The sequence below is a fragment of the Bacteroides sp. NSJ-48 genome (assembly GCF_014287405.1).
In the GTDB taxonomy this organism is placed as follows: Bacteria; Bacteroidota; Bacteroidia; order Bacteroidales; family Bacteroidaceae; genus Bacteroides; species Bacteroides stercoris.
Window position 1 is genome coordinate 1 of the sequence record NZ_JACOOD010000071.1, and the last position, 11594, is coordinate 11594.

The 11594-nt window shown below is 44.3% G+C and carries 7 protein-coding genes; 3 read left to right on the forward strand and 4 right to left on the reverse strand.

All coding sequences use genetic code 11. The features are described 5' to 3' along the window. Nucleotides 1-238: 238 nt before the first annotated feature. The 4 genes from H8S52_RS18790 to rsmA form a co-directional block, all read right to left on the reverse strand. Nucleotides 239-2650, reverse strand: a complete 2412-nt coding sequence (locus tag H8S52_RS18790) for a polysaccharide lyase family 8 super-sandwich domain-containing protein (protein WP_117985734.1) — start codon at nucleotides 2648-2650, stop codon at nucleotides 239-241. A gap of 94 nt (nucleotides 2651-2744) precedes the next feature. Next, nucleotides 2745-4598: a DUF349 domain-containing protein gene (locus H8S52_RS18795; protein WP_186910370.1), complete on the reverse strand. Its 1854-nt coding sequence runs from the start codon at nucleotides 4596-4598 to the stop codon at nucleotides 2745-2747. Between the two features lie 115 nt (nucleotides 4599-4713). Next, on the reverse strand, nucleotides 4714-6060 hold the full coding sequence (mgtE, locus tag H8S52_RS18800) for a magnesium transporter (protein WP_016661921.1): 1347 nt from the start codon (nucleotides 6058-6060) through the stop codon (nucleotides 4714-4716). A 54-nt stretch (nucleotides 6061-6114) separates the two neighbouring features. Then, nucleotides 6115-6912, reverse strand: a complete 798-nt coding sequence (gene rsmA, locus H8S52_RS18805; protein WP_117985735.1) for a 16S rRNA (adenine(1518)-N(6)/adenine(1519)-N(6))-dimethyltransferase RsmA — start codon at nucleotides 6910-6912, stop codon at nucleotides 6115-6117. Nucleotides 6913-7021: 109 nt separating this feature from the next. Here rsmA and H8S52_RS18810 point away from each other — a divergent pair, with 109 nt between their 5' ends. The 3 genes from H8S52_RS18810 to H8S52_RS18820 all read left to right on the forward strand — a co-directional run bounded on the left by H8S52_RS18810 (nucleotide 7022) and on the right by H8S52_RS18820 (nucleotide 10722). Continuing rightward, entirely contained in the window at nucleotides 7022-8005 is a 984-nt protein-coding gene (locus H8S52_RS18810; protein ID WP_117985736.1) for a lysylphosphatidylglycerol synthase transmembrane domain-containing protein, read from the forward strand. Nucleotides 8006-8055: 50 nt separating this feature from the next. Next, the gene (locus H8S52_RS18815) at nucleotides 8056-9180 is read left to right on the forward strand and encodes an acyltransferase (RefSeq protein ID WP_117985737.1); all 1125 of its coding nucleotides are present in this window, start codon (nucleotides 8056-8058) and stop codon (nucleotides 9178-9180) included. A gap of 84 nt (nucleotides 9181-9264) precedes the next feature. Beyond that, nucleotides 9265-10722 (forward strand): aminoacyl-histidine dipeptidase, encoded by a 1458-nt coding sequence (locus H8S52_RS18820; RefSeq protein ID WP_117985738.1) that lies wholly within the window; start codon nucleotides 9265-9267, stop codon nucleotides 10720-10722. The last annotated feature ends 872 nt before the right edge of the window (nucleotides 10723-11594 follow it).

An 11594-nucleotide genomic window follows, 5' to 3' on the forward strand; every position in this document is an offset into this window, starting at 1 on the left:
AAGTAATCTAAAGTGCCTTCAGGAAGAAGAAGGCGATAACCGTTTAACTCCATAAGCTATGAATTGGGAGACAAAGATAACAATTTATAAATTTACCCCTCAGGTTTTTACATTGACCCATTTTTCATAATCGGTATTCGGGTTCAGTTTGAAAACTCGGTGGTCGAATCGGTGGTTGTGTCAAAACAAGAATATCAGCGAGTTCGTTTTGACACAACCACTTTTTATATGCTTATTATTATAAGATTATCACATCTACCCCCGGCTTTAGCTTTTCTTGATTTTGCGGATCGGCAATCTGCATATCCGTCACCTTGCCTTTGCTTCTCTTTATTTGTACAACACAGGGCTTCAGGGCTTTTACCTTTATTTCTTCATTGTCGAAAGTGCCGGGCTTGAAGAATACGATTTGCAGAATTCCCGATTTCCGATTATTGACGGCTTGTATTTCCGTATCATTCCGTTCTATTTTCAGATGACGGCAGGAGTATGTTTCCATTTTTTCCGGATGGTTGATTCCCGGTACAACGATATATGCGTAAGATGCGTTTCGGGGAGATTGTCCGTGATTAATGACCAGATTGAATATCGGCATGCTGATTTCCGTAGCAGGATAATTGAAATTGATTTTTGCCCAGTTGCCTTTTTGTCTGTCCATCTTTAGCTTTATATTGTTTCCCTGAGGGAAGAGATAGGCGATGCTGTCATGCCAGATCCATTGCGGAGCCTGCTCAAAAGCAAATTCTCCTTGGGTTGCTTGCCGGAGCGTTTTTCCCGTATTTATCCATACATTTCCATCCAGATGGCATTGATTGACGGTGGTAACGATGTCTGTCGGAACATTTGAACCGATTCCGCTGCCTAAGCAAACCACTTCGTTGTCGAACATAAACCATGATTTTTGAGCTTTTACACCATAGTCATCCATCTTGAAAGTCATTACACCGTATTTCCCGTCGGACACTCCCCCTGTGAATGTGCAGGTTCCTTTGCTTCCCCAGTCAACGGGATTGCGCTTTTCGCCTGCAGGCAAGGTGGTTCCCGGTATTCTGTCCCACTCCCAGACGGGGAAGATGTCGGCATACTCATTGCCGTTGACACGAATATTGGTGGCGCCGTCACTCATATAGGTCCCGTATAGATTTTCACCGTTACCGCTTTCGGTCTTGTTGGTGCGTGTTGAAGAGGTGCGTACGGAAAAGTCGTAATTTTGCCGGTTGTGTAGCATATAGTCTGAGCAATGATACATTGTATTCTTGTCCGAACGCTGATACGATGCTTCCCGGGTGAGGAAACGGCGGGCAATGTCTGCATATTCGCCGGCATGTTTGGCATCAAGGGCCTGCAGGTTTCTGAACAGGGCTGCGCAATCCCCGTAATCCAATGTTCCTTTGCGGCTGACACCTCTGCCTGTTACACTGAAGTCCAGATACCTGCTTCGGAATACATTGAAGTAGGTATTACGGATAAAGTTGGAAAACAAGGTGAGTTTCTCCGGATTCATGGCATATTTTGTACCGTTGAGGATATTGCCCATGCGGACTATGTTGTCAACGAACACTGTTCCGTATCCGCCGATGTAAAGTTGCGGCCCGTGCTGGTGATAAGACAAGTCTTCCTGTATGCCTTCGTTTGCAACGATTTGTACGGGATAGAATATTTCATCGGCATTGACACGCACAATACTGTCATTCTTCAACAGGCAACCTCTTATTAAATGATGAATGGCAATGTCCATTTTATTGGCGCCGGTCCATTTGCGTGGGTCGCTGCGTTCGCCCATTGCTTTTAAAATAGGCATACGGATTTCGGACGGAAGTTTCTTTTGTCCCGCATCCATCAGAGCAAGGAGCGAGGCTTGTGTTTGCGGAACGGAAATCTGGTTATACCACCAGTTGAAACAGGTAGGGTCTTGTTTCACCCAATACTGCAGGGCATCTCTGATTGCATTGTATAATACCTCGTTACCGTAATAACGTGATTGCTTGTCGGTATATGAGGCGGCTATTGTAACCAAACGTTTCAGGTGCTCTACCGGTTCCCAGTTGGTACGGAAAAAGCAGGCATAATCGAGGTCGCTCCATTTACCTTCCGGAAGCATGGAGCGCAGTAATTTTTCCGTTGCTCGGTCTGCTTGCTGTGTGGTGGTTTTAGCATACAGTTCTTCGCGTATCCGTTCAAGTATCTGTTCATATTCATCTTGTGGAATATAGGTTGGGCTTTGGCTTCGCTTTCCGTTGGCGGGATTATAGCGGGTGGAATAGGAAGGGGCCTCACGTTTTATCTCTCCCGCCATTTCCAGGGTAACTACTCCTTTGGCTGCTCTGTTAGTATATATTTCGGCTACGAGGTTGATGTCGTTTTCTGTTCTGCCTTGCGGGTGATAGACCAACCGTATTATGCCTTCCTCACCGGGTTGATAAGCTTTTTCAGTCCATTCGGACGAGGTGCATCCGCAGCCGGTAATGATGTTTTTGATAGTGAGAGGTTTGTCGCCGGTGTTTACGAACCGGAAGTCATGGCTGACATTCCCGTCTTGTTCCCGGATGGTTCCCCAATTGAATTTGGTTTCTGAGAATGTGATTTCTTGTGCCGGTAGCAGACTGTTTACAGTCAGCAGCACGATTCCTAAAGTCAGAATTTTTTTCATAATTCAGCAGTGAGATTAGATTTAGATAAAAAAGAGGTTATGTCAAAAGCCTTTTATCCTTTTGGCATAACCTCATATTATTAGGTGAGAAAAATTATTCCGCTTCGTTGATTGAATTGTCAATCACCTTGATTTTCTGTTTAACCAGCTCTATGTCACCTTTCAACTTCTCGACTTTACGGTTAAGTTCGGTCAGGAGGCTGTTGCCTTTCTTGGACGAAGCCGTCAGGAAGCCTAAGTTGTTTTCGTAAGTCTGCAATTCGTTTTTCATGTTTTCGCAGGCGCGTACCAGTTTGTCCCGTTCACGATAAAGGGCTTGCGGGCTGCCTTCCTGGATACTGCTGATGGACGATTTGAAATTACTCAGCTTCTTGTTGGAAGCACTGATGTTGAAGTGTTCAAACAGCTTGTCTATCCGGCCGTGGTATTGTTTGTAAATTTTGTCTTTTTCTTTGAATGGTACATGTCCTATGCCGTTCCACTCTTTCATAAGTTCGCGGACCTGTTGGGTGGCTTCTTCCACATCCATTGTTTCGTCAATGGCTGTCAGCTTTTCGATAATGGCTTTCTTCTTTTCCAGATTCTCCTGTTCAACGGAACGTTGTGAGGAAGTTGCCTTGTTTTTCTGTTCAAAGAAGTAATCGCAGGCGGAGATGAACCGTTTCCAGATAGCATCCGAATATTTCTTGGCAACGGGACCTACCGTTTTCCACTCTTTCTGGAGTTTGGTCAGTTCGTCAGCTGTTGCTTTCCAGTCGGTACTGTCTTTCAGGGCCTCTGCTTTTTCGCATAAGGCACGTTTCTTTTCAAGATTCCCGTTCATGCCTTCTTTCAGGGATTTGAAGAATTCCCCTTTCTTCTGGAAGAACTCGTCACAAGCTTTGCGGAAACGTTCGAATATCTTCACGTTCATCTTTTGCGGAGCAAAACCGATGGTCTTCCATTTATTTTGCAAAGCGATGATTTCCTGGGTTTTGTTTTCCCAGGAAGCGAAGTTGGTAAGTTCGCTGTAGTCAATGGCCTCGATGATTTCGCAAATTACGGTCTTTTGGTCGAGATTATGTTGCTCGGTCTCTTTCAGGACTTCAAAATGCTGCTGGTGACGGCGGTTCACAGTAGTAGAAGCTGCTTTGAAGCGTGCCCATATTTCATCGCGCAGCTCTTTGGCTACCGGTCCTGTATCGCGGAATTCCTGATGCAGTTTCTGCAATTGGTGGAAAGCGGAAACAACATCCGCTTCGTCTGCCAGTTTCTCGGCGGCTTCGCAAAGGTGGTTCTTGATTTCAAGATTCTTCTTGAAGTCATATTCACGGAATTCGTTGTTCAGTTTTAAAAGGTCGTAGAACTTTTCGACATACAGCTGGTAGTTCTTCCACAGCTCGTTAATCCTGGCTTGCGGCACGATTTTAACCTCATTCCATTGCTGTTGCAATTTCTTGAATTCCGTATAGTTCTTGTTGGCGTCTTCCGGAGATTCCACCAACTCTTTCAGTTCTTCAATGATGGAAAGCTTGATTTGCAGGTTGAGCTCTTTCTGTTTTTCCTGCTCTGCATTGAGTGCGTTTCTTTTTTCCTTGATGACGGACATGGTATTCTTGAATTCCTCTTCCAATGTATCGGCTTGTGGAACGAACTCTTCAATAGCTCCCCCATTCTCAACGAACAGCTTCTTGGCGGCTTCCTGCTCTGAGTTATGTAGTTTGTAGAAAGCCTGTTTCAAACTGTCTATCTCCGATTTGGCAGCATTCTCTACATCTGCAGCAATCGCTTTAAGCTTGTTCAGAATCTCTTCTTTAGTGAGTTTTTGAACTGATTCGGCCGGCTTGTCAGTCAAGGTTACCTCAGCGGGAGTTTCTGTTGTTGCCGGCTCAGAAACCTCTGCTGTTTTTTTGTCTTCTTCTAATTCCACCGGCTTGTCGGGGAGATTAGTGTCATGAGTGTCCGTCATTTGTATTTACTTTTTAGAAACGGGATATCCCGTTCGGGTTACATTAGGTTACAAATTAATGAAATAAAATGATTACTTCATACTTTTTTCATCGTTTTTTTTCGATTTAGCCGTTTCAGGCCAATAGTACGGTGATGCCCATATACATCATCATGCCGATAATGTCGTTGGTGATGGATATGAACGGTCCTGTGGCAATGGCCGGGTCCACTTTCAGCTTTTCGAGTGTCATGGGTACCAATGTTCCGAAAATGGAAGCGAACATGACAACGGCGAACAGACTGATGGATACCGAGTAGGTAACTGTGGCCGTACCGCCGAACCGTACAAAATTGTATATGTACACCAGCAAGGATATGATGGTTGCATTGATTGCCGCCACTACGGATTCCTTGGCGATTTGCTTGAATGTGTCTTTGGTATCCAAAGAACTGTTGGCAAGTCCCTGTACGATAATTGCAGAGGATTGGGTTCCTACATTTCCGCCTGTACCGCCAATCAGAGGGATGTACAGCGCCATTTCGGGATGTGCGGCGAAGGTAGCGTCAAAATTACCCAATATCATGGAGTTGCCGATACCGCCCAGCATACCGATAAGCAACCACGGCAGGCGTGCGGAAGTCTGGCGCATGACGTTGTCGTCCGTCTCCACATCCTGTGACAAACCGGATGCCAACTGATAGTCGCGTTCCGATTGCTCACGAACCTCGTCCATGACGTCGTCTACGGTAATCTGCCCTACCAGGCGGCCTATGCTGTCGACAACAGGTACTGCCACCAAGTCGTATTTCTCGATAATCTGCACCACTTCGTCTGTGGGAGTGTCTACATGGACGGAAATGGGGTCTTTCCTCATTACATGCTTCACTTTGGAGACGGAAGGAGAGGTTATCATTTTCTTTAGCGGGAATACACCTTGCAGCCGTTCGTCATCGTCAATGACATATACGTAGTAGATTTCGTCCAACTGTTCGGCTTGCAGGCGCATCTCTTTCAGGCATTCAGGCATACTCCAGTTCTCGTTGACGGTTACCATTTCCGTACCCATCAAACCACCGGCGGTATCTTCATCGTACTTCAAGAGGTCTACGATGTCTCCGGCCTGCTCTATATCCTCAATATGCGACAGTACCTCTTCTTTTTTCTCCTCGTCGAGGTCACGCATCAGGTCTACGGCATCGTCCGTATCCATATAATCCACAAACCGCTTGGCAATGGTTTCCGAAGGCAGAAGTTCCAGGAATTCTTTCCGGACGTCTTCGTCCATTTCTACCAGTACGTCGGCGGCTGTTTCGTTGTCGAGGAGACGGTAAACGAAGCGTGCCTCTTCGGGCGCGAGGTCATTACACAGTTCGGCAATATCTGCCGGATGCAGGTCGATAAGAAGCGCCTTGACGTTTTCCGCGTCTTTCTGCTCTATAAAGCTTTTGACTTTATCTATGTATTCTTCGTCTATTTCCATAACTCATAGTGTATTGGTAATAGTGTACCGTTAAGGGCTGAAACCGTTAATTTATCATTTTTCTGTCGTCTCTTTCAATGCTGTTTCCACCTGATTGGTCAATTCTATAAACTCCTGTACGGAAAGTTGCTCGGGGCGTTTGTTGAAGAGAGGGTCTTCGGTCAGCGGACATTCTTTGCCGAGTATCGGTTTTATGGAATTACGCAAGGTTTTCCGGCGTTGGTTGAATGTAGTTTTTACAACTTGTTTAAACAGCTTTTCGTCACATCCCAATTGCTGCGTGTCATTGCGCATCATGCGAATAACGGCGCTTTTTACTTTTGGGGGAGGATTAAACACGTGTTCGCTTACAGTGAAGAGGTATTCCACCCGATACCAAGCCTGTATCAGTACACTCAGAATGCCGTATGTCTTACTGCCGGGACCGGCTGCGATACGCTCGGCAACCTCTTTCTGTATCATGCCCGTACAGCACGGTATCAGTTCTTTGTTATCCAGCATCTTGAAGAATATCTGGCTGGATATGTTATACGGATAATTGCCCGTCAGTACGAAAGGCTGTCCGTCGAACAGGCGTTGCAGGTTCATTTTCAGGAAGTCGTCTTCGATGATGTTATCCTCCAGTTGCGGGTAGGCTTCCCGCAGATAGGCCACCGATTCATAATCCACTTCCACAACTTTTACCGTGCGCTCTTTGGGCAGGAGAAATTGGGTCAGCACTCCCATGCCCGGTCCTACTTCCAATATCGGAAGGTTGGGACAGGCGTCTACGGTGTCGGCAATGTCCTGTGCTACTTTCAGGTCTTTCAGAAAGTGCTGGCCGAGAAACTTTTTAGGTTTAACTAATCTCATGTATCAACTAAATCGTTACTTTTGCGGTTCAAAGGTAATCCTTTTCGGCGAATTACGAGTTACAAATCACAAATTACGACGCGTGCCGGATGAATTTTAAGGGAAAACGATGAATAAGATAATAAAAAAAACATTGAAAATCGTGTTGCCCGTTCTTTTGGGCGGTTTTATCCTGTATTGGGTGTATCGTGATTTTGATTTTGAACGTGCGAAAGAACTGCTTTTGCATGGCACTGACTGGGGGTGGATGCTGTTTTCATTGTTTTTTGGCGTAATGAGCCATGTGTTTCGCGGGTGGCGCTGGCGACAGACGCTGGAACCGTTGGGGGCTTATCCTAAAAGGAGCGATTGCGTGGACGCCATTTTCATTTCCTATGCTACCAATTTGATATTGCCTCGTGTGGGTGAAGTGTCGCGTTGCGGTGTTCTGGCTAAGTATGATGATGTATCGTTTTCCAAATCTTTGGGAACTGTGGTCACCGAGCGGTTGGTGGACACCTTGTGTATTCTTTTGATTACGGGACTTACCTTTCTGGCTCAGATGCCTGTGTTTCTCCGCTTCTTTCAGGAAACGGGTACAAAAATTCCTTCGCTGATGCATCTGTTGACATCGCCCTGGTTTTATGTCTCCCTGTTCTGTGTTATCGGCGTGCTGGTGCTTATGTACTATCTGATGCGGATGCTTTCTTTTTTTGAGAAAGTGAAGGGAGTTGTGCTGAATGTATGCGAGGGGGTAATGTCGCTCCGCAATGTGAAGAACATTCCGCTGTTTATTCTCTATACATTGCTTATTTGGGGATGCTATTTCTATCATTTCTATCTGACTTTCTACAGCTTCTCTTTTACGGAACATCTTGGTTTTCAGGCAGCAATGGTGATGTTTGTGGGCGGGACGTTTGCTGTAATCGTACCTACACCCAACGGGGCAGGTCCCTGGCATTTTGCCGTTATCACCATGATGATGCTTTATGGTGTGAATGCTACGGATGCTGGTGCTTTTGCACTGATAGTGCACGGCATTCAAACCTTGCTGGTTGTGTTGCTCGGTATCTATGGCGGGCTACATGTTTCGTTGGTAAACCGTACGAAATGAATGACTTGAATTGATACTTTCACAGAAATATAAACACATAAATAACCCATATGTCTGATACTTTATCATCTGCATTTGCAGATACGAAGCCGCATTATAACATACTCGACGGACTACGTGGAGTGGCGGCATTGACAGTTGTCTGTTTTCACTTGTTCGAGGCTTATGCTACCAGCCATTTGGACCAGAAGATTAATCACGGATATTTGGCTGTTGATTTTTTCTTTATTTTATCCGGATTCGTTGTTGGCTATGCTTATGATGATCGGTGGAAAACAATGCGCATTGCTGGCTTTCTTAAACGTCGGTTTATTCGTTTGCATCCTATGGTCATTATCGGAGCGCTTATTGGAGCTGTAATGTTCTATTTTCAAGGCTGTTCAGTTTGGGATGTTTCACAGGTGCCCGTAGTGGCGCTGATAATTGCTACGCTAATGAATGTTCTTCTGATTCCGGCAACTCCCGGTATGGAAATTCGAGGCGTAGGTGAAATGTATCCTCTGAACGGACCGAGTTGGTCTTTGTTTTTTGAATATATAGGCAATATTCTATATGCATTCTTTCTACATAAGCTCTCTACAAAAGTCCTTTCCATATTGGTGTTGTCAGCGGGTTGCGGACTGGCCATATTTGCTCTTTGGGGGCCGCTTGGCGATATATGTGTGGGCTTTGCTTTGACGGAAGAAAATATAATAGGTGGTTCTTTACGGTTGCTGTTCTCATTTCCGGCGGGATTATTGTTGTCACGTATATTCAAGCCTGTCAAGGTACGAGGGGCTTTCTGGATAGGGAGTTTCTCTATTGTGGTTTTATCGGCGATTCCCAGAATTGGTGGCAGTGAACATTTATGGATGAATGGCTTGTATGATACTATATGCTTTGCCGTTGTATTCCCTTTGTTAGTCTGTCTTGGGGCTTCGGGAAAGACTACGGATAAAGTCACGACACGGGTTTGCAGGTTTCTGGGAGATATATCCTATCCGTTGTATATGGTGCATTATCCTTTTATCTATCTGTATTATGCTTGGGTTAAGAATGAGAACCTTACATTCATACAGTCTCTGCCGGGTGCGGTAGCACTTGTTGCGGGTTCAGTTGTTTTGGCTTACTTATGTCTGAAACTGTATGATGAACCGGTACGCAGGTTTCTATCCCGGCGACTTCGTATAAATTGAACGGGGTTTTACCGATTTTTGCAATTCCGATTAGAGTGATATTGAAAAATAACTCTTATATTTGCGAAAACAACTTTTATAATTATGAGTACAATCTTGCAGTTAGCTCCACAAAATGTGTGGAAGCATTTCTATTCGCTTACTCAGATACCCCGTCCTTCCGGACATATGGAGAGAATAACTGAGTTCTTGGTAAATTTTGGTAAAAGCCTGGGCTTGGAATCATTTGTTGACGAAGTTGGCAATGTCATTATCCGTAAACCTGCTACACCAGGTATGGAAAACCGAAAAGGTGTCATTCTGCAGGCACACATGGACATGGTGCCGCAGAAGAACAACGATACGGTTCATGATTTTACTAAAGACCCTATTGAAACGTACATTGACGGTGATTGGGTGAAGGCCAAAGGTACTACTTTGGGAGCTGACAACGGATTGGGCGTAGCCGCTATTATGGCTGTACTTGAGGCAAAAGACCTGAAACATGGTCCGTTGGAAGCGTTGATAACCAAGGATGAGGAAACGGGTATGTATGGCGCATTCGGCTTGAAACCGGGTACACTAAACGGTGAGATCTTGTTGAATCTTGATTCGGAGGACGAAGGAGAACTTTATATCGGTTGCGCAGGCGGTATTGATATTACGGCTACATTGGAATATAAGGAAGAGACTCCTGCTACTGATTTAGTAGCTCGTAGAATAACTTTGAAAGGTTTGCGTGGCGGACATTCCGGATTGGAAATCAATCAGGGACGAGGCAATGCCAATAAATTGCTTACACGTATCGTACACGATTTGCTGATTGAGTTCGATTGTCAGTTATCAAGTTTTGAAGGTGGTAATATGCGTAATGCCATTCCGCGTGAGGCACATGCCGTATTGGTATTTAACCCCGAAGACATTGAAGGACTGGAAGACTATATCAAGGAATATGAGGTACAGATTAATGAAGAATATACCTCGATTGAAGAAGGCATTGTTGTGAAACTGGAGAACGTGGACTTGCCTGCTGCCATTGTTCCCGAAGAAATTCAGGATAATATGATTAGTGTATTAATGGCTTGTCAGAATGGGGTTATGCGTATGATTCCTACTGTTCCCGATACAGTGGAGACTTCTTCCAATCTGGCCATTGTAACGATTGGCGGCGGTAAGGCTGATGTTCGTATATTGGCTCGCAGCTCTTGCGATACGATGAAAGATTTCCTGGCAGATAGCCTGACTGCATGTTTCTCTATGGCAGGTATGAAAGTAGAACTGAGCGGCAGTTACTCCGGCTGGCAGCCCAATGTGGATTCTCCGATTCTGCATGCCATGACGTTGTCCTATAAGCAACAATTCGGTATAGAGCCGGCTGTAAAGGTGATTCATGCTGGTTTGGAGTGCGGTATTATCGGCGCCAACTGTCCGGGACTTGATATGATTTCTTTCGGACCGACGCTGCGTTCACCGCATTCGCCCGATGAACGTGCATATATCCCGTCTGTAACGAAGTTCTATGACTTCTTGGTTGCTACTTTGGAACAGACTCCCGAAAAGTAATTTTCTTTATACATAACAATGTAAAAGCAGAGTGTAGTTGCGCTCTGCTTTTTTTATTGCTGCCATTTTCATTCTGGTCTGTCAGAATTACTTTGCTTTCCTGACATTTAGTCCTTGCTTGCTGCTGTAATATTGCAGGAAATTGATTTAGGTCAAGAAATATGTTTTAAAACATGTTTTTCTATATGTTTTCACTTGCTATCTTGAACAAAGGCCTTATTTTTGTGTTGTAAAACATAGAAATGATAGGATAACAAGTTATTTTTAAGAATAACAAGATTGATTTTAGGAGGATAACAAAATGAAAAAGTTAAGAAAATTGTTCAGACATTTCGGTGAAGCCGATAAGAACATTTGGGGTTATGTAATGCTTTAAGCATTCATTCCCCCTTTTTAAGAGAGAAAGTAGTTTTCAGTTTTCAAGATGTTAGTTTAGTTTTTTAAGGTTATGAGAAAGAAAATTATGGATTCATTCAGACGTATTCTCGCAGAGGTAGGTCGTAATGAGATGTTGATGATGGGATATACCATCAAGAAATAAAGAAAAAAGTGTTTTCAGGGTATCAGTTTAATTTTTAAGATTATGGGAAAAAAGATTGTAAATTCTTTTAAAGACATTCTCTCCAGAGTTGGTGAGAATTGGATTGAAGCAATGAAGTATTATAACTACCCGAGATGAGTGTAGTAATTGATAAGAAGAGGTTGTGTCAAAATGCTGACACAGCCTTTTTTTATGCGCAAAGCCCAGACTTTCTCAAGCCCGGGCTTTGTTATTACCCAAAGTTTTCGTATCTTTAGGCATAAAGTTTTTCGTTATGGCAAAGTTACATTTTCGTCCTTACATTCCCAACCAAACCGTTCTTTTTCCACAA

What these genes read in the sequence shown, in the direction of transcription:
- H8S52_RS18790 (WP_117985734.1), bottom strand. Translation starts at nt 2,650, where the DNA reads ATGAAAAAAATTCTGACTTTAGGAATCGTGCTGCTGACTGTAAACAGT.
- H8S52_RS18795 (WP_186910370.1), bottom strand. Translation starts at nt 4,598, where the DNA reads ATGACGGACACTCATGACACTAATCTCCCCGACAAGCCGGTGGAATTA.
- mgtE (WP_016661921.1), bottom strand. Translation starts at nt 6,060, where the DNA reads ATGGAAATAGACGAAGAATACATAGATAAAGTCAAAAGCTTTATAGAG.
- rsmA (WP_117985735.1), bottom strand. Translation starts at nt 6,912, where the DNA reads ATGAGATTAGTTAAACCTAAAAAGTTTCTCGGCCAGCACTTTCTGAAA.
- H8S52_RS18810 (WP_117985736.1), top strand. Translation starts at nt 7,022, where the DNA reads ATGAATAAGATAATAAAAAAAACATTGAAAATCGTGTTGCCCGTTCTT.
- H8S52_RS18815 (WP_117985737.1), top strand. Translation starts at nt 8,056, where the DNA reads ATGTCTGATACTTTATCATCTGCATTTGCAGATACGAAGCCGCATTAT.
- H8S52_RS18820 (WP_117985738.1), top strand. Translation starts at nt 9,265, where the DNA reads ATGAGTACAATCTTGCAGTTAGCTCCACAAAATGTGTGGAAGCATTTC.